22 protein-coding genes and 1 pseudogene are annotated in these 22,285 nt (G+C 67.4%); 16 read left to right on the top strand and 7 right to left on the bottom strand.

The features are described 5' to 3' along the window. Positions 1–134 precede the first annotated feature (134 nt). The 14 genes from BWR60_RS28315 to BWR60_RS28250 all read left to right on the top strand — a co-directional run bounded on the left by BWR60_RS28315 (position 135) and on the right by BWR60_RS28250 (position 15,338). Positions 135–704: a TRAP transporter small permease gene (locus BWR60_RS28315; protein ID WP_230983210.1), complete on the top strand. Its 570-nt coding sequence runs from the start codon at positions 135–137 to the stop codon at positions 702–704. A 9-nt stretch (positions 705–713) separates the two neighbouring features. Then, entirely contained in the window at positions 714–1,997 is a 1,284-nt protein-coding gene (locus BWR60_RS28310; RefSeq protein ID WP_088155322.1) for a TRAP transporter large permease, read from the top strand. Positions 1,998–2,050: 53 nt separating this feature from the next. Next, on the top strand, positions 2,051–2,968 hold the full coding sequence (locus BWR60_RS28305) for a 3-keto-5-aminohexanoate cleavage protein (protein ID WP_088155320.1): 918 nt from the start codon (positions 2,051–2,053) through the stop codon (positions 2,966–2,968). A 33-nt stretch (positions 2,969–3,001) separates the two neighbouring features. Further along, a complete protein-coding gene (locus BWR60_RS28300) occupies positions 3,002–4,735 on the top strand; it encodes an IlvD/Edd family dehydratase (RefSeq protein WP_275542406.1) in 1,734 nt (577 codons plus the stop codon). 26 nt (positions 4,736–4,761) lie between these two features. Then, positions 4,762–5,703 (top strand): acetaldehyde dehydrogenase (acetylating), encoded by a 942-nt coding sequence (locus BWR60_RS28295; RefSeq protein ID WP_088155316.1) that lies wholly within the window; start codon positions 4,762–4,764, stop codon positions 5,701–5,703. Continuing rightward, positions 5,700–6,713 carry a 4-hydroxy-2-oxovalerate aldolase gene (dmpG, locus tag BWR60_RS28290; protein ID WP_088155314.1) on the top strand — a complete coding sequence of 338 codons (1,014 nt, stop codon included), beginning with the start codon at positions 5,700–5,702 and terminating at the stop codon, positions 6,711–6,713. The genes BWR60_RS28295 and dmpG overlap by 4 nt, the downstream gene beginning before the upstream one ends. Positions 6,714–6,807: 94 nt before the next feature. Next, positions 6,808–7,365: a VOC family protein gene (locus tag BWR60_RS28285; RefSeq protein ID WP_088155312.1), complete on the top strand. Its 558-nt coding sequence runs from the start codon at positions 6,808–6,810 to the stop codon at positions 7,363–7,365. Next, positions 7,362–8,138, top strand: coding sequence for an SDR family NAD(P)-dependent oxidoreductase (locus BWR60_RS28280; RefSeq protein ID WP_088155311.1), 777 nt, complete (start codon positions 7,362–7,364; stop codon positions 8,136–8,138). Before BWR60_RS28285 ends, BWR60_RS28280 begins: the two co-directional genes overlap by 4 nt. A 21-nt stretch (positions 8,139–8,159) precedes the next feature. Then, the gene (locus BWR60_RS28275) at positions 8,160–9,008 is read left to right on the top strand and encodes an SDR family NAD(P)-dependent oxidoreductase (RefSeq protein WP_088155309.1); all 849 of its coding nucleotides are present in this window, start codon (positions 8,160–8,162) and stop codon (positions 9,006–9,008) included. Next, a complete protein-coding gene (locus BWR60_RS28270) occupies positions 9,005–9,778 on the top strand; it encodes an SDR family oxidoreductase (protein ID WP_088155307.1) in 774 nt (257 codons plus the stop codon). Before BWR60_RS28275 ends, BWR60_RS28270 begins: the two co-directional genes overlap by 4 nt. Before the next feature lie 43 nt (positions 9,779–9,821). Then, positions 9,822–11,561 carry a dihydroxyacetone kinase subunit DhaL gene (gene dhaL, locus BWR60_RS28265; RefSeq protein ID WP_088155305.1) on the top strand — a complete coding sequence of 580 codons (1,740 nt, stop codon included), beginning with the start codon at positions 9,822–9,824 and terminating at the stop codon, positions 11,559–11,561. 186 nt (positions 11,562–11,747) lie between these two features. Then, positions 11,748–12,800, top strand: coding sequence for a sugar ABC transporter substrate-binding protein (locus BWR60_RS28260; protein ID WP_179221983.1), 1,053 nt, complete (start codon positions 11,748–11,750; stop codon positions 12,798–12,800). Between the two features lie 2 nt (positions 12,801–12,802). Next, on the top strand, positions 12,803–14,332 hold the full coding sequence (locus tag BWR60_RS28255) for a sugar ABC transporter ATP-binding protein (protein WP_088155302.1): 1,530 nt from the start codon (positions 12,803–12,805) through the stop codon (positions 14,330–14,332). Next, entirely contained in the window at positions 14,325–15,338 is a 1,014-nt protein-coding gene (locus tag BWR60_RS28250) for an ABC transporter permease (RefSeq protein WP_088155300.1), read from the top strand. Before BWR60_RS28255 ends, BWR60_RS28250 begins: the two co-directional genes overlap by 8 nt. A 15-nt stretch (positions 15,339–15,353) precedes the next feature. Here the strand turns inward: BWR60_RS28250 and BWR60_RS28245 are convergent, their stop codons facing one another. Together BWR60_RS28245 and BWR60_RS28240 are read right to left on the bottom strand one after the other, a co-directional pair. Next, positions 15,354–15,686, bottom strand: coding sequence for a hypothetical protein (locus tag BWR60_RS28245; RefSeq protein ID WP_088155298.1), 333 nt, complete (start codon positions 15,684–15,686; stop codon positions 15,354–15,356). 499 nt (positions 15,687–16,185) lie between these two features. Continuing rightward, positions 16,186–17,082, bottom strand: a complete 897-nt coding sequence (locus tag BWR60_RS28240) for a LysR family transcriptional regulator (protein ID WP_144445789.1) — start codon at positions 17,080–17,082, stop codon at positions 16,186–16,188. Between the two features lie 180 nt (positions 17,083–17,262). Between BWR60_RS28240 and dhaM the strand changes: the two genes are divergently transcribed. Together dhaM and BWR60_RS28230 are read left to right on the top strand one after the other, a co-directional pair. Further along, complete coding sequence (gene dhaM, locus BWR60_RS28235) at positions 17,263–17,676, top strand: dihydroxyacetone kinase phosphoryl donor subunit DhaM (protein WP_088155294.1); 414 nt, start codon at positions 17,263–17,265, stop codon at positions 17,674–17,676. Positions 17,677–17,987: 311 nt separating this feature from the next. Further along, positions 17,988–18,881, top strand: coding sequence for a LysR family transcriptional regulator (locus BWR60_RS28230; RefSeq protein WP_088155292.1), 894 nt, complete (start codon positions 17,988–17,990; stop codon positions 18,879–18,881). Here the strand turns inward: BWR60_RS28230 and BWR60_RS28225 are convergent. The 5 genes and pseudogenes from BWR60_RS28225 to BWR60_RS37300 form a co-directional block, all read right to left on the bottom strand. Further along, positions 18,850–19,134, bottom strand: a complete 285-nt coding sequence (locus BWR60_RS28225; RefSeq protein WP_088155290.1) for a DUF2274 domain-containing protein — start codon at positions 19,132–19,134, stop codon at positions 18,850–18,852. The two genes, BWR60_RS28230 and BWR60_RS28225, sit on opposite strands and share 32 nt — an antisense overlap. Before the next feature lie 7 nt (positions 19,135–19,141). Further along, the gene (locus BWR60_RS28220; protein WP_343216427.1) at positions 19,142–20,209 is read right to left on the bottom strand and encodes a TrbI/VirB10 family protein; all 1,068 of its coding nucleotides are present in this window, start codon (positions 20,207–20,209) and stop codon (positions 19,142–19,144) included. A 74-nt stretch (positions 20,210–20,283) separates the two neighbouring features. Beyond that, positions 20,284–21,243, bottom strand: coding sequence for a P-type conjugative transfer protein TrbG (gene trbG / locus BWR60_RS28215; protein ID WP_088155286.1), 960 nt, complete (start codon positions 21,241–21,243; stop codon positions 20,284–20,286). Next, positions 21,243–21,929, bottom strand: coding sequence for a conjugal transfer protein TrbF (gene trbF, locus BWR60_RS28210; RefSeq protein ID WP_088155284.1), 687 nt, complete (start codon positions 21,927–21,929; stop codon positions 21,243–21,245). Before trbF ends, trbG begins: the two co-directional genes overlap by 1 nt. Then, positions 21,926–22,285: pseudogene (locus BWR60_RS37300) on the bottom strand (hypothetical protein); the annotation flags it as partial. The pseudogene BWR60_RS37300 and the gene trbF, both read right to left, overlap by 4 nt.

The following is a 22,285-nucleotide window of genomic DNA, read 5'->3' as shown; positions in this document are numbered from 1 at the left end:
CTGTTGCGCATCGAATTTGTTTAGTTTAGTAACTCACAAATACTAGACAATAGACAATGACGGCCAGCCCGGTTCCGGCGCCGGCCAGGCGCCACCGGCGCTTGCAGGGAGGGCGCGATGCCAGGGAGGACGCGATGATGGTCACGAACGATGTTGTCGCCAGAGCACATCCGGGCCGGGGGACCGCGCCCGCGACGCAGATACCGGCGCAGCCGGCCGGTGCGGTGGCGAAAACGCGGCCGTCCCTGTCGGCGCGACTGGAGGATGCCTGCCTCGCCGCCTGCATGGCCGCCATGGCGGCCATCACCTTCGCCAACGTCCTAGCACGCTACTTCACCGACGCGTCCTTCGCCTTCACCGAGGAGTACACGGTGGTGCTGCTCACGATCATGTCGCTCCTCGGGGCGGCGGCGGCGGTGAGGGGGAACCGCCACATCAGGATGTCGTTCTTCGCCGACCGGCTGCCGGAGCGTTGGCGGACCCGCCTCGAAGCCGCGGTCATGCTCTCGGTCGCCGTCGTATTCCTCCTGCTCGCCGTCTACGGCACGCGCGCGAGCTATAACGAGTATCGGTACGAGGAGGTGTCCCCGGGCCTGGGGCAGCCGGCCTGGATCTACTCGATGTGGGTGCCGCTCATCTCGCTGCTGATCGCGGTGCGCGCCGTCGGCCGCGCCCTCCGTGTCCGCCGCTGCAACGCCGAGTGAGCCGCCGGCATGGCCGCCACCCTCCTCTTCGCACCCTTCGTCACGCTGCTGGTCGCGGGCGCCCCCATCTTCCTGGCACTGGCTGTCGGGGCGATCGCCGCGATCGCCTACGCCAACCTCGGGATGGACGTGATTCCTCTCACGATCCATTCAGCCGTGGCCAAGTACCCCTTGCTCGCGGCACCGATGTTCATCCTGACGGGGTCGATCCTCGAGCGTTCCGGCGTCGCAGTGCGCCTGCTCAACCTGGCCTCGGCCATCGTCGGGCGTGGGCCTGGCTCCCTCGCCGCTATCGCCGTCGTCCTAGCCATGCTGATGGGCGGCATCTCCGGCTCGGCCGTCGCCATCGCCGCGACCGTGGCGGGCATCATGACGCCCAGCATGGTCCGGGCGGGCTATCCGCGCGGCTTCATCGCGACCGTGGTCGGCGCCGCGGCGGCAACCGACATCTTGGTGCCGCCGTCGATCTCGCTGATCGTCTACAGCGTGCTCGTGCCCGCGGCGTCGGTGCCGGCCATGTTCGCGGCCGGCATCATCCCTGGCACGCTCGCAGGAATCGCCTTGATCGGCCCCGTCTACCTCGTGGCCCGGAAGCACGGTTTCGGCGGCGAGGGCGGCGAGCCACGGCCGGCCTTCTGGCCCAGCCTCGTGGACGCGTCCTGGGGCCTGATCGCCAAGGTGATCATCCTGGTCGGCCTGCGGTTCGGCTGGTTCACGCCGACCGAAGCGGGCGTGATCGCCGTGGCCTACTCCCTGTTCGTCGGCCTAGTGGTCTACCGCAGCATCTCCCTGAGAGACTGCTACGAGATGCTGGTCGAGTCGGCGGAGCTCACCGCCGTCATCTTCACCGTCATCGCCTTCGCCGGCCTGTTCGGGTGGGCGATGTCGACCATCGGGATCGTCGCTCCGCTGGTGCAGTGGGTCGCCGGCCTTCCGATCGGGGAGTACGGCATCCTCGCCATGGTCATCCTGCTGATGGTCGCGGCCGGGATGTTCCTCGAGGGCATGTCGACCTTCCTGATCCTGCTGCCGGTGCTGACGCCCATCGCGCAGCACTTCCGGTGGGATCCGGTGTGGTTCGGCGTAATCCTGACACTGAAGATCGCGATCGGGCAGTTCACCCCGCCGCTCGCCGTCAACCTTATGGTCACCGCGAGGATCGCGCAGGTCCCGGTCCAGTCGACCTTCCGTTGGGTCTGGCTGCTGATCGCGACGATGCTCCTGGTCCTGGTCGCCGTGATCGCCTTCCCCGACCTCGCGCTCTGGCTCCCGCGCTGGCTTGAGATCCAGTGAGCGCGCTCCCTGGCCGTCACACCGGCCCCAACCTGAAGTCCGGGCTTCATTCCATGTCCAGCCGCAAGGTCATGATCACGATCGCCCCCACGGGCGGCTTCGCCACCAAGGCGCATACGCCGCACATCCCGACGCAGCCCGAGGAGATCGCCGAGGACGTCCGCCGCTGCGTCGACGCCGGAGCGAGCGTCGCGGCCCTCCATGCCCGCCGTCCGGACGACCAGGCGACGTGCGACGGAGCCATCTACCGGCGCATCAACGATCTGGTCCGGTCCCGCTGCGACGTCGTGATCAACAACTCCACCGGCGGCGGCGTCAATGGCGACATGGTGCGGGGCGACGACCCGGTCGTCGATGTCGTCTGGTCCGAACGGCTGAAGGGCCTCGAAGGCGGCGCCGACATCTGCACCATGGACGCCATGACCTTCATCGCCACGGCGCCCGACGGTCGCGAGGTCGTGATGAAGACGCCGCCGTCGCGCTGCCAGGAACTGGCCGCCCTGATGCGCGCCAGGGGCATCAAGCCGGAGTGGGAGGCGTTCAGCCCGACGCACATCCTCCAGGACTGTACGCGCCTGATCGGCGAGGGCTTCGACGACCCGCCGTACCTGTTCAACCTCGTCCTCGGACTCGACCGGTCGTTCCAGGGCGCGCTGCCCTACAGCCCGAAGCTGCTGCAGATGATGGTGGAGCTGCTGCCGCCCGGCTCCGTCTTCAACGTCAGCACGATCGGGCCCGACCAACTGCTGGCCACGACGCACGCACTGATCCTCGGCGGCCATATCCGCGTCGGGCTCGAGGACCATCTCTATCTATCGCCCGGCCAGCTCGGGACCAATGTGCAGTTCGTCGAGCGCGCGGTGCGGATCGTACGCGAACTCGGCATGGAGCCAGCGAGCGCCAAGGAGGCGCGCGAGATCCTCGGGCTCCGGCCGGCGCACGCCGCCGCCAGCCTGTCCGCGGCCCAGTGACCTTCCTTCCGCAACAGATCGGGGTGCCCGACGGTGTCGAGCGAGAATGATACGAAGATGGCGTTCCGGTCGGCCGCATGGTTCGGCCCCGAGGACCGCAACGGCTTCATGCATCGGTCCTGGATGAAGAACCAGGGGATCCCACACCGCATGTTCGACGGCCGTCCCGTCATCGGGATATGCAACACTTGGTCGGACCTCACACCCTGCAATGGGCATTTCCGGCAGATCGCCGAGCATGTGAGGCGCGGGGTACTCGAGGCCGGCGGCTTCCCGGTCGAGTTTCCCGTCATGTCGCTCGGCGAGATGCTGCTGCGGCCGACCGCGATGCTGTTCCGGAACCTCGTGAGCATGGAGGTCGAGGAAACGATCCGCGCCAACCCGATCGACGGGGTGGTGCTGCTGTGCGGCTGCGACAAGACCACACCGGCGCTGCTGATGGGGGCGGCGAGTTGCGACCTGCCGACCATCGTGGTCTCCGGCGGGCCGATGCTGAACGGCAAGCACCGCGGGGCGGACATCGGCTCCGGCACGAACCTGTTCTCCATGAGCGAGGACGTGCGCGCCGGGCGGATGAGCCGGCAGCAGTTCATGGAGGCCGAATCCTGCATGTCGCGGTCGGCCGGCCATTGCATGACCATGGGCACCGCGTCGACCATGGCGAGCCTGGTCGAAGCCCTCGGGCTCACTCTGCCCCAAAACGCCGCCATTCCGGCCGTCGATTCGAGGCGGCTCGTGCTGGCGCAGGATTCGGGTCGACGGATCGTCGACATGGTGCGCGAGGACCTGCGGCTCTCGAGGGTGCTCGACCGCCGATCCTTCGAGAATGCAATCGTGGTGAACGCAGCGATCGGCGGCTCCACCAACGCGGTGATCCATCTGCTGGCGATCGCCGGGCGCTGCGAGATACCGCTCTCCCTCGACGATTTCGACCAGCTCGGGCGGGACGTGCCGTTGCTGGTCGATCTGATGCCCTCCGGCCGTTTCCTGATGGAGGACTTCTTCTATGCGGGCGGCCTCCCCGCTGTGCTCAGGGCTCTCGGCGACCGATTGCACCGCAACGCGCGCACCGTCGCCGGCCTGACCCTGGGCGAACTCTCGGCCGACGCTCCCTGCTGGAACGCGGAGGTCATCCGTTCCCCGGACGACCCGTTGCGGGAGAAAGCCGGCATCGCCGTGCTGCGCGGCAACCTTGCGCCCGGCGGCGCCATCATCAAGCCGTCCGCCGCTTCGCCGCACCTCCTGCGCCACCGAGGCCGCGCCGTCGTCTTCGACGGGCTGCAGGACTTCCGAACGCGCATCGACGACCCGGACCTCGACGTCGACGAGACCTGCGTTCTCGTGATGCGCGGCGTGGGCCTGCGCGGCCATCCCGGCATGCCGGAGGTCGGCAACATGCCCCTTCCGCGCAAGCTGCTGCAGCGTGGCGTCCGGGACATGGTGCGCATCTCCGATGCCCGAATGAGCGGCACTGCCTACGGCACCGTGATCCTGCATGTCGTGCCGGAGGCGGCCGCCGGCGGCCCCCTGGCGCTGGTCGAGACCGGCGACATCGTCGAAGTGGATGTGGAGCGGCGCCTTCTACGCCTCGACGTGGCCGAGGAGGTGCTGTCGCGCCGTCGCGCCAACCCGGCGCCGCCCGCCAGACCGGTGGGGACCGGCTACGAACGGCTGTACCTCCACCACATCATGCAGGCCGACACCGGCGCGGATTTCGACTTCCTGGTCGGCCGCCGTGGCGCGGCCGTCGCGGACAACGCGCATTAGCGCCGGCACGGCAAGGATTTCGTCAGATGCGAAGGACCAAAGTGGCGATCATCGGGTCGGGCAACATCGGCACCGATCTGATGATCAAGATCATCAGGACCAGCGATACGCTCGAGATGGGCGCCCTGGCGGGCATCGATCCTGCGTCGGACGGCCTGGCGCGCGCCCGCCGTCTGGGAGTCGCCGTCACCTCTGCAGGGCTGGAAGGCCTGCGGGACCTTCCGGTCTACGCCGACATCGAGATCGTGTTCGATGCCACATCGGCCGGCGCGCACCGGGCGCACGCAGCACGGCTCGCCGCGGACGGCAAGCGCGCGGTGGACCTGACGCCGGCGGCGGTCGGCCCGTATGTCATTCCGCCGGTCAATCTGGACCAGCACCTCGCCAGTCCGAACGTGAACATGGTGACCTGCGGCGGCCAAGCGACCATCCCGATCGTCGCGGCCATGAACCGGGTGGCGCCTGTCGCCTATGCGGAGATCGTCGCCTCGGTCTCTTCGAAGTCGGCCGGGCCAGGGACGCGGGCCAACATCGACGAGTTCACCGAGACGACGTCGCGCGCAATCGAAAGCGTCGGCGGCGCGCGGCGCGGCAAGGCGATCATCATTCTCAATCCCGCCGAGCCGCCGCTGATCATGCGCGACACTGTCTACGGCTTGGTCGCGAGCGACGACAAGGGCGCCATCCGCGCCTCGATCGAGGAGATGATCAGCACGGTCCAGCAATATGTGCCCGGCTACCGGCTGAAGCAGGCCATTCAGTTCGACACGATCCCCCACGACCGGCCGGTCCGGTTGCCGGGAGGATCGGAGTTCGAGAGCGGCACCAAGGTCAGCGTCTTCCTCGAGGTCGAGGGAGCCGCCCACTACCTGCCGGCCTATGCCGGGAACCTCGACATCATGACAGCGGCGGCGATGAAGACCGCCGAACGCCTTGCGGAACTGCGCGCCCGGGGGGCGATCCGATGAAGCAACTGTACATCCAGGACGTTACGCTCCGCGACGGGATGCATGCGATCCGCCACCAGTACGATCTGGACCAGGTGGTGGCGATTGCGAAGGCGCTGGACCGCGCGCGGGTCGACGCGATCGAGGTTGCCCATGGCGACGGTCTCTCGGGATCGAGCTTCAACTACGGCTTTGGACGTCATTCCGACCGCGAATGGATCGAGGCCGTGGCGTCGGAGATTCGCCACGCGAGGCTGACGACGCTTCTGGTGCCGGGAATCGGCACTGTCCACGACCTGAGGGAGGCGGCGGCCAGCGGGATCCGCAGCGTTCGCATTGCGACGCATTGCACGGAGGCGGACGTCAGCCGTCAGCACATCGAAGCGGCGCGCGAAATCGGGCTGGACGTCGGCGGCTTCCTGATGATGGCCCATTCCCAGCCACCATCCATCCTCGCCGACCAGGCGAAGCTGATGGAGGCCTACGGCGCCCATTGCATCTACGTCACCGACTCCAGCGGAGCACTGACAATGGACGGTACCCGGGAGCGGGTCCGCGCCCTACGCCAGACCCTGCACCCGGAGACCCAGGTCGGGATCCACGCCCATCACAACCTTTCCCTCGGGGTCGCCAACTCCATCGTGGCGATCGAGGAAGGCGCCGTTCGTGTGGACGGGTCGCTCGCGGGGATGGGCGCAGGCGCCGGCAACGCACCGCTCGAGGTCTTCGTTGCCGTGGCTGAACGCATGGGAATCGAGCACGGCTGCGACCTCCATGTCCTGATGGACGCGGCGGAGGACATCGTGCGGCCACTGCAGGACCGGCCCGTCCGGGTGGATCGGGAGACGCTGTCCCTGGGCTATGCCGGGGTCTATTCGAGCTTCCTCCGGCACGCCGAGGCCGCCGGCCGGACCTATGGCGTCGACGTCCGGACCCTGCTGGTGGAATTGGGCCGCCGCCGCATGGTCGGCGGGCAGGAGGACATGATCGTCGACGTGGCCCTGGACCTTGGCAGGGCGCCATCGGCCTGACGCGCGCCCCTCAAGGCTGGTGCGGCCTCGATATCGGTCAAATCGTGCGCGAAACGTCGTCCCCGCCGATCCGGGCGGGTGAATGGAGGCGGATATGAGCCATTTCCTGGGACCGGCCAGACAGATCGGCTATGTGGTCAAGGACATCGACCGGGCCGTGGACTACTGGCTCCGCGTGATGGGATGCGGGCCGGTCTTCCATATCCGCTCGATGCACATCCGGAATTTCATCTACCGAGGGGTCCCAAGCGACCCGGAGCTGAGCATCGCGCTGTTCATGAACGGCCCGATGCAGATCGAGCTGATCCAGCAGAACAACGATGCCCCCTCCGCCTTCCGGACGTTCCTCGAACAGGGGCACCACGGCGTTCAGCATCTCGCCTACTGGACGGAAACGTTCGACGAGCACCTGGCCCTGTGCGAACGCCGCGGGCTGCAGATCGAGCAGTCCGGCCGCTCGGGCCGGGACGGGGCGGCCAACGAGCGCCTGGTCTATTTCTCGGCCGAGGACCACCCCGGCACGATGATCGAGCTGTCCGAGATCAGCGGGGCCAAGGGCGAGTTCTTCCGTGAGATCGCCGCAGCGTCGGCGAATTGGGACGGCCGGAATCCGATCCGCCATGTCAATGGACCGGCGAGGGTGTCGGAATGAGCGGCGCTGTCGATAGGACCGCGATCGTCACCGGCGGCGCCTCCGGCATCGGCTTCGCGACGGCGAAGACCCTGCTGCGGCTGGGCTGGCGCGTGGCGGTGCTCGGACACGAACCGGCCGAACTCGAGCGGGCCGAAGCCGATCTGTCGGGGGCCGGCCGCGCGGTCTTCCTGCCCGTGGACGTGACCGACGAGCAGGCGGTCGCTGCCGCCGTCGCCAGCGTGGCCCGGAATTTCGGCCCGCTGGAGGGCGCCGTCAATTCGGCGGGCGTGGCGCACAACCTGTCCCTTCTGGACACCGGCCTCGACCTGTTCCGGGTGACGCTCGACGTCAATCTGACCGGTACCTTCCTGGTTTCGCGAGAGGCCGCGCGGCAGATGCTTCCCCGCGGGACGGGGGCCATCGTCAACATCGCTTCAGTTTCCGGTCTGCGCGGCAGCCCAGGGCGTGCCGCCTATGCGGCGTCAAAAGGCGGCGTCGTGGCCTTGACCAGGGCGCTCGCGGTCGAGCTGGCGCCGAAGGGCATCCGCGTCAATGCCATCGCCCCCGGACCGGTCGAGACGCCGCTCGTCCTCAGGGTCCACACCACCGAGACCCGCACCGCGCTGCAGCGGACGGTGCCGCAGGGTCGCTACGGCAGTCCCGGAGAGTTGGCCTCCGTGATCGCATTCCTGCTCGATGGCCAGCAGTCGGGGTTTGTCACCGGCCAGGTGCTGGCGGCCGATGGCGGTCTGACGGCGAGCGCAGGCTGGTCAGTGCCCGTCGCAGGCTGACGCGATGTTGGAGGACAAGAGATGAGCAGGCTGTCTGGAAAGGTCGCCGTTGTGGTCGGCGCTGGGTCCGTTGGCCCGGGCTGGGGGAACGGCAAGGCCGTCGCGGTGCTGTTCGCACGCGAGGGCGCGAGGGTCCTCGCCGTCGACCGGAACGAGGATGCTGCGCGCGAAACGCGCGACCTCATCCGCGCTGAAGGAGGGATCTGCGAGGTCCAGGCCGCGGATGTCGCCGATGCGGAATCCATGGACCAAATGGCGGAAGCCTGCGTGGCCAGATTCGGGCGCATCGACATCCTGCACAACAATGTCGGCGTGGCCAAAGTGGGCGGGTTGGAGGACACATCGCCCCAGGATTGGAACAGGATCCTGGCCACGAACATCACAGGCATGTTCCAGTCGTGCCGCGCCGTCGTTCCGCGGATGAAGACGCAGTTCGAGGCGGACGGCGTCGGCTGCGCCGTGATCAATGTCGGCGCCGTCGCCGGCCGTCGATGGACCGGCGTGCCGATGCTCGCCTATGCCGTCTCGAAGGCCGGGGTCGAGGCGCTGACACGCTCGGTCGCGCTGGAATACGCCCGCGCCGGGGTGCGCTGCAACTGCATCCTGCCGGGGCTGATGGACACGCCGCATGTGGTCGAGCCGCTGAAGAACCTCTACGGAGCGGACGACCAGCAGCGCTTGATGCAGATCCGCAACAGCCAGGCCCCGACGGGGCGGATGGGCACGGCCTGGGACGTGGCGGGCGCCGCGCTCTACCTCGCCTCGGACGCCGCCCAGTATGTGACCGGGCATGCCCTTGTGGTCGATGGCGGCCAGTCCTGCCAGACGTGGTCGCCGCACTTCTCGGCGATCGGGGGGCGGCCGCTATGACGAGGGAGATTTCATCGGGCCGCGCCGGCAGCGTGGCGGTCGTCACAGGCGCCGGTTCGGGCATCGGCCAGTTGACCGCGATCACACTTCTGGAGGCCGGCTGGCGCGTCTCTCTGGTCGGCAGGAGGGCCGAGGCGCTGGAGGAAACGCTCGCTGCCGCCGCCCGGTTCGACGATGCGCTGATCTGCCCCGCGGATGTGACGGACGAGGCCGCCGTCGAGACGGCGTTCAACCGTGTGGTCGTCCGCTTCGGCCGGCTCGATCTTCTGTTCAACAACGCAGGCGTCTTCGCGAGCGGCGACGCGTTCGAAGACGTCGCCGTCGGTGACTGGCGGCGCGTGGTCGACACCAACCTGACAGGGGTATTCCTTTGTGCCCGGGCCGCGTTCCGGCAGATGAAGGCTCAGTGCCCGCCCGGCGGGCGGATCATCAACAACGGCTCGGTCTCGGCCCAGGCACCTCGCCCGCGGGCGGCCGCCTACACCGCGTCCAAGCACGCCATCACGGGGCTGACCAAGGCCATCGCCTTGGAGGGGCGGGCCTGGAACATCGCCTGCGGGCAGATCGATATCGGCAATGCCGCGACGGAGATGACCGCGGGCATGAGCACGGGAATGCTGCAGGCCGACGGGTGCGTCGCACCCGAGCCGGTCATGGGCGCTGCCGACGTCGCTCGGTCCATCCTGCACATGGCGAGCCTGCCGCTGGAGGCGAACGTCCAGCACATGACCATCATCGCAACGACCATGCCGTTCATTGGGCGCGGGTGACCGCAGGCACCCAGTCTGGACGACCGAGGAAAGGACATTCCCTGTGAAGAAGTTGATCAACGACGTGCTGCACGTCGTGCCAGACTCGCTCAAGGGCTTTGCGCGGCTGCACCCCGGGCTGGCGATGATCGAGGGTCATTCCACGGTCGTCCGGGCCGATCTCGACGCGTTTCGGTCGAGCGGCAAGGTCGCGATCGTCAGCGGCGGTGGCGCCGGCCATGAGCCAGCCCACGCCGGTTATGTCGGCCGTGGCATGCTCACCGCCGCCGTCTCCGGCGACGTCTTCGCCTCGCCGGCTATCGATGCGGTCCATGCGGCCCTCAGAGCAGTGGGCACCCCCGCCGGCATCTTGATGATCGTGAAGAACTATACCGGGGACCGGATCAACTTTGGCGTGGCCGCCGAGATGGCTCGGGCGGAAGGGATCTCGGTCGAGACCGTGATCGTCGACGACGACGCCGCACTCGGCACCGCGGAGGGGACGGCCGGGCGCCGCGGCATCGCCGGAACCGTGCTGATCCACAAGATCGCCGGCGCGGCCGCGGAGGCCGGGCTCGGCCTCGCGGAGGTCAAGGCCCGGTCGCAGGCGGCGGCCGGGGCCCTCGCCTCGATGGGGATCGCCTTGTCGCCGTGCACCGTCCCCGCCGCCGGCAGGCCGAATTTCGAACTTGGCGAGGACGAGATCGAGCTGGGGCTCGGAATCCACGGCGAGCCCGGCGTTGAGCGCCGCGCCATCGGCACGTCAGCCGCGCTGGTGGACGTGCTGCTTGACCGCCTGATCGCGGATCGAGGCATAGCGGCGGGCGACGAGGTTGCGCTGATGGTCAACAATCTCGGCACCACCCCGGTCATGGAACTGGGCATCGTGGCGGGCGATGCGCTCGATGGTCTCCGCCGGCGCGGAGTTGTCGTCTCGCGCGCCTATTGCGGAACCTTCCTGACCGCGATCGATATGGCCGGCGTGTCGCTGAGCCTGCTCCGTCTCGACTATTCCTTGCGCCAGGCGCTCGACGCCCCGACCGAGGCGCCGTCCTGGCCCGCCCCCGCCAGCGGCTCCCCTGACCTCGCTTCCGCGCCGGTGTGTCTCAGGGCCGAGGACACACCCGCCCGGGACGCTGCGAACTGCTGCGCGCCGCCTGCCCCAGCGGCTTTCCTGTCCGCCGTGCGGGCAGGCTGCGAAGCCCTGCTTCGGACAGAGGCGGAATTGACCGAGATGGACCGGCGAGTCGGGGACGGCGACATCGGACGGTCGCTTGCGCAAGGCGCCACCGCAATCATGCAGACGCTGGAGCGGGCGCCGGATCTACCAGTCGAACGCCTGCTGAGCGAGCTTTCGCGAGTGATCCGCAGCAGCGTCGGAGGCACATCGGGCCCACTCTACGCCGCCTTCGCGCTCAGCGCGGCGAACGCGCTCAGGGATCTGGACGCGGCGGCGCCCACCCTCCTGGCGGAGGGGTTCGCAGCCGGCGTCTCGTCGGTGTCCCGGCTCGGCGGTGCGCAGGAGGGCGACCGGACCATGCTCGACGCCCTGGCCCCCGCCTTGCGCGAAATCCGTGCGCACGACCGGGTCGGACCTCAACTCGAGGCGGCGGCCGCCGCCGCTCGCCGAGGGGCGGAGCGCACCGCACAGATGATGCCGAAGCTCGGGCGGTCCAGCTATCTCGGTTCTCGGGCGCTGGGCTGCCCGGACCCCGGAGCCGAGGCCGTGGCCATCTGGCTCACCGCCGCATCCATCTCCGTCGTTTGCGACGCGACCGGATACGCAGAGCCTCCCGCGGACTAGCGTCGATGCCGGCGCCGGCTTTCGCCATTCGACATCCAGGGACGGAAATCGATGAATCTGGCAAACCGACACGTATGTTTAGTTTAGTATATCGATTTTACTAGACCTTCAATGAAGGCCGACGTATCTAGGCATGAACGGCAAGACGGGCTCGGGAAACCCGCAGCGAATGAGGGAGGAAAAGAGATGAAGAGTCATACAGGCTCGCCACTTTGGGTCGTCGGATTGATCTGCGCGGCATGCGCGATGTCCGGCCTCAGCTCCGCCGCAGGGCCGGTCGACGTCGATGTGGGGAATGGGCTTGCGGTGGCCGTGGATCCCGGCAAGCCGCTCAACATCGCCTACTTCGCCCCCTCCGGCAACAGCTTCCTCCAGGCGAATCTGGAGGCGCTGGATGAAGCGGCGAAGGGGATCGAGGGCACGTACCAGTTCTACGATGCGAACTGGGATGCGGGAACTCAACTCAACCAGATCCAGAACGCCATTCAGAGCGGGCGATTCAACGCCTTCATCGTCCAGCCTCTCGACGGTCACCTGTTGTGCCATGCCCTGACCGAGGACGCACCCAAGGCAGGCATCCTCGTGGCGATCGCGGTGGTCCAGCTCTGCGACCGGGCGACCTTGCCGGACGAACAGCAGTGGGCGCCCGGCACGGCAACTTTCGTGGGTGGGGCATTTTCCGTGACGACGGTCCATGACTGGATGGTCGAGGTCGCCAGACGCAGCCCGGGCAAGCACAAGGTCGGCGTGCTCACGGGTGCTCTGCTCGTGGCCGATACGATCAATTTCGACAAGGCGCTGGCGGACGCCAAGGCGACGAATCCCGATTGGGAGATCGTCGGCGTCCAGCGGACCGACGTCTCGGTCCCGGACGCGCTCGCCAAGGCTCAGAACCTGATCCAGGCGCATCCCGATATCGACACGATCCTGACGACCTACTCCAACATCTCCCGCGGCGCCGTTACGGCCTTGCAACTCGCGGGTAGGAAGCCGGGCGAGGTCAAGGTCTACGACATGGGCGGCACCGCTTGGTCCAAGCAGGCGATCCTCGACGGGTGGGTGGAATTCACAATGCCGCGATATGCTCGCAGTGTGATCCACGCCTCCGTGCGGTCGCTGGCCGAGGCGAGCAGCGGGAAGCCGGGCCCACACTACATCCCGAACGACGGCGCGCCGCCCTCGGCGGCCCTCATCCTCGACCGGTCGAACATCGACGCCTTCGTGCCGGAATCCGACTAGTCATGGATCTGATGCGTTCTGACACCCCGGCCGCGAGCCTGCAGGGGGTGGGAAAGTCCTTTGGGCATTTCCGTGCCCTGTCGGACGTCACGCTCGACATCGCCCCAGGCACCGCTCACGCCTTCATCGGGGCGAACGGCGCCGGCAAATCCACCACGATGGGCCTCTTGTCCGGCCGCCTGACGCCGAGCCAGGGTCATATCGAAGTCCAGGGACGACGGTTGGCTCCTGGTGATCCGCGCGCCTCCCGAGCCGCGGGCATCGTCGCGATCTATCAGGAGTTGACAATCGTCCCGGATCTGTCGGCCGCCGACAATGTGTTCCTCGGTCAGTTTCCGTCCCGGCGGGGGCTGCTGCGCCAGGGCGAGATGCGACAACGCTTCCTGGACCTTGGACGGCGACTGCGGGTCGCGATCCCCCCCGACGAGAGGGCTGGCCGCCTGTCGATCGCAGACCAGCAGATGCTGGAGATCATGCGCGGCCTGGAGGCCAAGGCCCGGATGATCCTGCTCGACGAGCCGACGGCGGCCCTGGCGCCGCCCGAGCGCAGGATCCTGTTCGACCGGCTCGCGGAACTCAGGGGCGGGGGCGTGACGATCGTGCTCGTCAGCCACAATCTCGACGAGGTGCTCGCGATCGCGGACCAGATCTCCGTGTTCCGCGATGGCCGCCTGGTCGAGAGCCGAGCCCGCTCCGGCTGGACCAAGCGGGGCATGGTCGGGGCGATGCTCGGTCACGGGCCGCCGGAGATCGGAAGCGCCACGGCCGGCCGGGCGCAGCCGCGGCCCCGCGCACCGGTTCTCGAGGCGACGGGGATCGAAGTCGAAGGGCTGATCTCGGATATCGACATCGCCCTCCGCGAAGGGGAGATCGTCGGGATCGGCGGGCTGGTCGGGTCGGGACGCAGCACCCTGCTGCGCGCATTGGCCGGTCTCGAACCAAGGGCCCGTGGCCGCATCCGGATATCCGGCGACCCGGCACGACCACTGCCGCGGACGCCGCGCCAAGCGCTGGACCTCGGCATCGCGCTCGTTCCCGAGGACCGCAAGGGGCAGGGATTGGCGCTGTCCATGACCGCCCGTGACAACATCCTGCTGTCGGACTTCGCCGCCGTGGCCACGGGAGGGCTGCTCTCCGAACGGATGATGACGGCGCGCGCGGCCGCCCTGGCCTCAGCCTACGGCTTCGACGCCCACCGGCTGTCTGTCGAGGCGCGGCACCTCTCGGGGGGCAATCAGCAGAAGCTGCTCTTGGCCCGCTGGAGCCACCGGAAGCCGCGGGTCCTGCTGGCCGACGAACCAACCCGAGGTGTCGATGTCGGGGCCAAGGAGGAGATCCTGCTGATGTTTCGACGGCTGGCCGATGAAGGCCTCGCCATCATCCTCGTGTCGTCCGAGCTGGAGGAGATCGCCGCCAACGCGGATCGGATCCTTGTGCTGTCGGCCGGCAAACCCGCGGGATGGCTGCCCGCCGGGTCGCACGTCTCCCAAATCCTCGACAAGGCCTTCGCGGTGGAGCCCCCACATGGCTGAGCTGTCTTCGTCCGAGAACCTGCTCTCCAAGGGTTCAGGGCCTCAGCCGGCACCGGCAGCGCCGGAGAGAACGGTCGGAAGGATTGTGGACCTGGCCACCCGCTACGCCATGGTCTGGATTCTGGCCGCGCTGATCGTGATCTCCCGGGTTCTGTATCCCGGCTTCCTCGATATCCAGAACATCCTCAACATCCTCAGCCAGAATGCAGCAGTCGGGATCATCGCCGTGGGCATGACCTTCGTCATGGTCGGCGGCGGCTTCGACTTGTCCGTCGGGGCGCTCTACGCCGCCGGTGCGACCTTCTACGCCGCGCAGGCCATGTCGCTGCCCTTGCCGCTGGCCGCAACCCTCACACTGCTGGTCGGCGTCCTGGCAGGCCTCCTGAACGGGCTGGTGATCACGAAGCTCCGGGTCAACCCATTCGTCGCCACGCTGGGGTCCAGCTCGATCTTCATGGGAGCCGCCCTGCTCTATTCCCGTTCCGGTCCGATGATCGTCGACAAGCCGGCCTTCCGCCTCCTCGGGGCCGGCCGCTGGTTCGGCATCCCGATCTCCGTCCTGCTGCTCCTGGCCGTCTTCGCTGCCGGATGGACAGTGCTGTCGCGCACAGTCTACGGGCGCAGCCTCTTCGTGCTCGGCGGCAATCCGGAGGCCGCGCGCCTTGCAGGTCTACGGGTCGGATTGCTGCGGCTCTCGACCTATGTGCTGGTCAGCACTCTGGCCGTCGTCGGCGGCATGCTGATTGCGTCTCGGGTCGGGATGGGTCAGGCGAATATCGGGGGAACGGTGGCGCTCGACGCCATCTCGATGGTGATCATCGGCGGCACGTCGCTGTTCGGAGGCGCCGGGTCGGTCTGGCGCACGGCCATCGGCCTCCTGGTGCTGGCCACGCTCACCAATCTGTTCGATTCTCTCGCACTCGACGCCAACTTGCAGTTGATCGTGAAAGGGGCCGTCGTAATCTCCGCGGTGGCGCTGGACGCATTCACCCAATCGCGGAGATGATCGCAAATCCAAGGTTCAGAGCAGGCCCGTGAGCTTTTTCGCGAATTCCTGGACAAAGGCCTCGATCGCGCGCTGGCGGGCTGGATCATCGACGACCGGGATCTCGATCTTCAGAGTCTTCGTCCGCCCAGCCCGCGTGGCCGTCCGTGCTGCCATCGCGCCGGCGTGTCTCGGATGAGCCGCCTTGTACGCGGACATAAAGAAATTCTGCTCGTCGCGCGTGAAGTGGCACAGGTCGAAGAGCTGGGGCAGGTGGCGGACAGGGATCGGCGTCGGATCGTCCGGATTGGTGATTTGAGACAGAAAGCTCTTATGCGTGCCGAGGGCCCTTGCCAGCCGAAGACGCAACCCCGAGGGATTGCGGCCGATGACGGTCCGTAGAAGCCCCTTGTAAAGTGCGATGAGCTCTTCCCGCCCGAGTCCACTATGGACGGCCGGGAGTAGGTCGGGTTCGACCGCAGCGAAAGCCGCATCTGGTCCAGCGGCTGCGGCGCGCCTCTCGCCTGCCCGAACGGTATCGGTCGCCGGAACTTCCGAGGTGGTTGGGGACGTCCCGCCCGCGGATCTCGACCTCAGTCTCGCCATTGGCTGCTCGTTCTACTACACCAGACGACTAGATGGTTGCGATCGTCCTGCGCCGCTCGCCGGCCACGCCTGGTCGTGTCCCCTGCCGGCATCCGCGAGCCGCCGCGGCAGCCCATCGGACGGTTGTACGATCCAACGAACTTGCCCGGGTGCGACAGAAGCCGCGCCAGCGCCGCCTTGCATCAGCATGTACCCGAACGGACCGCCGGACTCAACCGACGGAGCGGGCGCCCGCCGCCGTGGCCGGCCGCGACTGTCCGGATCAGGCTCTGAAGTTGGGGGATTCGAAGGTTCGGACGGCGAGGTCTAGGAATACCCGCACCTTTGGAGACTGGATGCGATGTGGCTGGATCAGTGCATGAACTTCGATCGGGTCCCTTCGATAGCCTGGCAGCAACTCGATTAAGTCGCCGGCGGCGATATCGTCACGACACATGAAGGACGGCAGCCAACCTAGGCCGCCTCCTCTGAGGACGACGAGGCGTGCCAACGCCGGATCGTTGACGGTCAGGCGCGGCTTGGCGGCCACGGAGACGTCCTGGTTCGGCCCGTGGACGATCCAACTGCCGGGAGTGGTCGTCGGACGGTCCACAATGGTGTGCCCGGCCAGGTCCTCGATGCACGCCGGCTTGCCATTTCGATCGAGATAGGCCGGGCTGCCGTAGAGCGCCACCTCAAGCGTGCCGAGCTTGCGAGCGATTAGGCTCGAATCTTCGAGCGTCCCCGTCCGGATAACAACATCGCTCTCGTCGGACAGTAAGCTGATCCGCTGCTGCGCCAGTTCTACCGAGATGTCGAGATCGGCATACGCTTCGAGCAGGGTTGGCAGCAGGAGACTCAACACCGCGTGGCCGAGGCCGATCGAGGTGTTGATACGCAGCACCCCGCTGGGCGTGCCGCGCAGCTTCTCCATGGTGGAGGTGACTTCGTCCAGCTCATCCAGGATTCGGCGCACGCGGTCGTACAGCACCGTCCCGATCTCAGTCAGCGAGACGTGTCGGCTGGACCGGTGCACCAGTTGGACGCCGAGCCCGCGCTCCAGTTCCGCAAGGCCCCGGCTGACCGAAGACTTGGGCATGCCGAGCACGCGCGCTGCGCTCGTGATGCTGTGGTGCTCCGCTACCCTCGCGAATAGCCTGATGAGGTTCAAGTCGCGCAATGGGCGTTCCCTCCGCGGCACGCTACGTTCCAAACTGGGTGCTTGTCTATTGGCGAGAAGAAGCTCGAAGCTTGAATTAAATCCACTCGAGATCCTGGCCGGAGAGTGGTCCTAAGGCAACAACACAGTGTTTGAACGCAACTGGCGAAGCGGTCGCCAGATTGTCGGGTGGAGGACAGGATGCCAGAGAGTAATGGGCACGGTCGGGCTCGGGTCTCGATTGTAATCGTGTCTCATTCGCCAGCCGTGGCAAAGGGCACAGCCGACCTCGTTCGCCAGATGACCGGCGACGACATTGGTCTTGAGTGGTGTGGCGGCGATCCGGCTGGCGGACTCGGAAGTGATGCGGAAGCTATAGGAGCCGCGATCGAGAAGGTTTGGAGTAAATCCGGGGTTGCTATTTTTGTCGACCTAGGCGGAACCGAAATGAACGTGGAGCTTGCCATTGAGAGAATGCCCCAAGAGCGACGACGGAAGGTAGTCGTCTGTGATGCGCCGATCGTAGAGGGCGCGGTGGTTGCCGGCAATCTAGCCCTCTCGGGAGCTAACTTGAGGAAAATTCGATCTAGTGTAGAAGAACAATCAGGTATTTAATTCACAAAATAGGCAAATAATTCTGCAATTATTTGCACCTATAAGATAGACGTGATGTGACTTTATTCGGACGATCGGCGGTCAAGCTGCGGATGATCGCACGGGCACGGCACGAAAAGCCCGAAATACTGAGAGCCTGGGTCGAGAGAAGTGTCTGATGATCGACGGTCGGGCCGCGGGCTCCTGCTCGGCGGTGACGTGCCTAACCCTCGCTTCGGCGCAACGACCATCAAAAAAAGGCGACAAGTTTGCGCCCTATGCGGGCCGGACGGTCGGTGAACGTGATGAACAATTCAAGAAGGCCGAGATAGTTGACCGACCCGGACCTGCGATCCATCAGATATGCAACTGTGGTAGCGGAGCATTTGAGCTTCCGCCGTGCCGCCAATGCCTTGGGAATTCGGCAATCAGCTATCAGCAGGCGCGTCCGACGCTTAGAGGACACGATCGGCGTTTCCTTTTTCGAGCGCCATTCGGGAGGTCTCCTCCTGACGAATGCCGGCCGGACCTTCATTCGTGATGCGCGCCGCATTCTGTCGTGCCTTGACCGGATAATCGAGAGAGCTAACCGCGAGGGCAGAGCTGAGGCGGGCCGATTGACCATTGGCTTTTTCCCATCTCTGGTTTCGGGACGGCTTCAGACAGCGCTCAGGGACTTCCGCAGGAGTAACCCGGATATCGTGTTAGAGATGATGGAGGGAAGCCCGGTTGATCAACTCGAGTGGTTGCGAGCCCGACGCATCGACGCCGGCCTCCTTGCTGGAGGCTATGAAGCACCCAAGCTGGAGCGCCTGCCTCTGTGGAAAGAGCGAATCTTCGCCGCCGTTCCGCAGGATCACGATTTGGCGGCCACCAACGCGTTTGCGTGGCAGGACCTTCGCCACGAACAGTTGCTGATCCGGAGTTTTGAGAGCGGCTCGGCTGTCTACAACTTCCTGCTGAGCCGGATCGGGGTGGACGGACGTCTTCCGAATGTGACCCGGCATGTCGCAGCCCGTGAGAACATCTTGGGCTTGGTCGGCGCCGGCTTCGGTATCACGTTCGTCCCGGAATCGCAGACGGCCGCTGCCTATCCCGGCGTCGTATTCCGGCCCATCGCGGGTGACGAAGCCCTTCTGTCGATCTCGGCGGCCTGGCTCGCCGTCAACGATAACCCCGCACTGCGACGCTTCCTTAGCGTCCTTCGCCAAGCCCGTCCGGCGTAATCCCTCTGAGGCGCCCTTCTACTCTAGCCGGACTTCGGTTCGAGGATTTCCTCGCCGCCGAGAATCCTCGGTCCGCGGCCATGAACCTCGTCAGCATCGGCGCGATCAGGCGGACAGGTTCGACCTCCTGTCCGGTCTCGCGTCCGAGCAGCTCGGCGTAGGCGACGAGATCTCGATGCAACCCAGCCGGCAACTCGATAGTGAGCTTGACAGGGCGGTCGTCCGGGATCGCGCCGAGCTTGAGCTTTGCCATCTTCTCCTCACTCTCGATAGGGATCGAGCACGAGATCGCGGCTGACCATCACCCGGATCGGGAAGCCCTGGCGGATGGTGATGGTCGGCGGGATGTCGAGGTTTCGCCGCACGATCTCCTGCCCGACGTCGTTCAGGGTGTCGCTGCCGGCGCGCCGGAGCACCTGCAGGATCTCGCTCTCGTCGTCGCCGGCGCCGAGCTCGGTGCCGACGCCGAGAACCGAGGACAGCGCCGCAGCGGCGAAGAGCCGGCCCCAGTGATGGTCGACCTCGTCCTCGAGCCCGGCATGGCCTTCGGTGTCCATGCTGGGCAACCGCTCGAGCACGATCGACTTGCCGTTCGGCAGGACGAGCCGAGTCCAGACCTGAAGCACGCTGTCCTGGCCGAAGGCGACCCGACTGCCATAGGTGCCGATGAGCAATGCCCCCTGCGGCACCAGCAAATATCGCCCGGTAATGCTGTCGAACACGTTCTCCGTCACCCGGGCGACGACCTGGCCCGGCCGGTCGGAACGGAGGCCGGTCACGAGCGCCGCCGCGATCATGGTGCCGGCCTGCAGCACATATGGCGAGGGCGGATCCTGCAGCCGATCCGGGCTCAGCGTTTGTCGGTCAGCCGGAGCGTCGAGGAACGCCTCCTCCCGATTCTGGGCGCCATCGAATGCGGAAGCAGCGGCGGATGCATCCGAGGTCGGCGATCCCTCTGCCCTCGCCGCCGCCTCGACGCCCCCTTCCCGCTGGCCGGTGCCAACGAACAGCTTGCTGGTGCGGGCCGCCTCTTGTTCCTGGACCATCCGCTGCTGTAGCGGATCGGGTCCGGGCATAACCGGCGTTGTCACCGCCTTGCCCTGCTCCTGAGCCCGTAGGATCGGCCGGCCAAGATCGCCGGGCAGGGGCGGCCCGAGCTGCGGCACGCCGGCATAGTCCTCCGGCAGCGCGGCCAAGCCATCGGCGGTGGTCTTGCTGTCGGTGCTGTAGAGCTCCTGCTGCGGCTCGGCCCGGCGCCGGCTGTCGAGCGCCCAGACCAGCGCGCCGAGAATGGCGATGCCGGCCAGACCCGCCGCCCCGACCAGCACCCTGCGGGACAGCCGGGTGACCCGCGGCCGCTCCGGATGCAGGCGCAGCGCCGCCTTGAGCTCGGCCTCGCTCGTCATCGCGCATCGGTCCGGACGATCCGGACCACCTGCTGGTCCTGGGCGCCGAGCCGCAGCTCGGCCGCCGCGAAGAGCCGGTCGACGATATAGTAGTTCTGGCGGACCCGGTAGTTGACGAGCTGGCTGTCGCCCTCGGCGCCGACGATGAACAGCGGCGGCATCTCGCCCTGGCCGATGCCGCGCGGGAACTTGATATAGACCTTGGCGCCGTCGTCGAAGACCTGCGTGGGACGCCAGGGCGGATCGTCGCCCTCGATCCGGTAGCGGAAGCGCAGGCGGGTGAGGTCGACGCCGGTCGCGACCGGCGCCGCCGCGTCGGCCGCGGCGTTGCGGCGGCGGAGCGCGATCAGTTCGTCTTCGGGATATTGCCAGGACACCGCCGCCATATAGGTCGACGGCGTCGAGCGCAGCTCGAGCAGATAGGTCCGCCGGTCGGTGTTGATCACGAGGTTGGTGACGAGATCCGGCCGGGTCGGCTTCACGAGGATATGGATCCGGCGGGTGTCCCCCGCCCCGCTCTCGGTGTCGCCGACGATCCAGCGCACCGTGTCCCCGGCCGCGACCGGCCCCGAGCCGACCAGTTGCTCGCCCGGCTCGAGCGCGATGTCCGTGACCTGTCCCGGCGCGGTGTAGATTTGGTACAGCGCTCCGGCGGAATAGGGATAGACCTGCACCGCGTTGATGTAGCCGTCGCGGCTCGGCTGCATCCGCGCGGCGGCGTTGGCCCGGCTCACCCGCGCCTTCGGATCCGCCGGCTCCGGCGCCGCCCGTCGCGCACCGGGCAGCGGCTTCAACTGTCCCGGCAGCGGCAGAGGCTTCGGTAGCTCGACGACCTGGACCGGCTTCGGCGATTCGGGCAGCCGCACCGCCTCGACCGGCTCGTCGTAGCGGATCGAAGGCGGCTTGCTCGCGCAGGCCGCGACCGACAGCAGGGCGAGGATGAGAAGGCGGCGCATCAGCCCAGCTCCTTCGACCAGTTGATGGCGTTGACGTAGATGCCGAGCGGGTTGCGGCGCAGCCGATCGGCGTCGCGCGGCGGCGCGACCACGATGGTGAGGATGGCGGTCCAGCGCTCGGTCGCAGCCAGGCTGCCGTTCTCATAGCGGCGCTCGACCCAGGCGACGCGGAAGCTGTCGTCAGAGGCGCGGATCACGCTCGACACCTCGACCGCGACCTGCTGACGGCCGACTTTGCCGAAGGGATCATTCGCCCGGGCGTAGTCATTGAGCGCCGCGGCCCCGCGGTCGGTGACGAAGTCGTAGGCGCACAGCCACGCCTGCCGCACCACCACCGGATCGGCCGGAAGCCCGCGCACATCCTCGACGAAACGGGCGAGGTGCCAGGCGATCTGCGGATCGGTGGGCCGGTAGCCGGCCGTGGCCGGCGCCACCGCCTGAGTCTGGCCGAGGCGGTCGACCTCGACCACCCAAGGCACGACGGTGCCGCGCGCCGCCTGCCAGAGGAGCCCGGCGCCGAGGCCGCCCGCGAGCATCAGGCAGCCGAAGGCCATGAGCCGCCAGTTGCGGGCCTGGACCCGGGCCGAGCCGATGCGCTCGTCCCAGAGCTGCGCCGCCTTCTGGTAGGGCGTCTCGGGCTCGGGGGTGCGGCCGTAGCGGACCGAGGAGCGGCGGAACGGGTTCATCGGCGATCCTCCTCGGCGAGGGAGACGGAGGCCGAGCCGCCGCCATGGTCGCTGGAGCGGACGGTGTGGATCGCGGCGGAGACGCCGTGCCGAGCACCCTCGCTGTGCTTCAGCCGCTGCGCCCAGCCGGGTGCCTCACCGGTCGGGCCGGACGGAGGCGGCGGAGGGGGCGGCGGCGTGGCCGGCCCGCCGCGTCCCGGCGACGCCCCTCCCCCGCCGCCCAGCGTCCGGAACCTGCTGGCGAGCTCAGCACGGCGTGTGACCTGGCGCTCGACGGCGATCGTGCCGGTGAACCGGCCGCCGGCGGCGCCGAGCCGGGCCGCGGCCGAGACGCCGAGCCGGGCCGCGGCCGAGAC

Origin of the sequence: Inquilinus limosus, from assembly GCF_002195995.1 — a bacterium.
Classification (GTDB): Bacteria; Pseudomonadota; Alphaproteobacteria; order DSM-16000; family Inquilinaceae; genus Inquilinus; species Inquilinus limosus_C.
The sequence above is the reverse complement of the archived record's forward strand: the minus strand, read 5'-3'. Positions and strand labels throughout refer to the sequence as shown.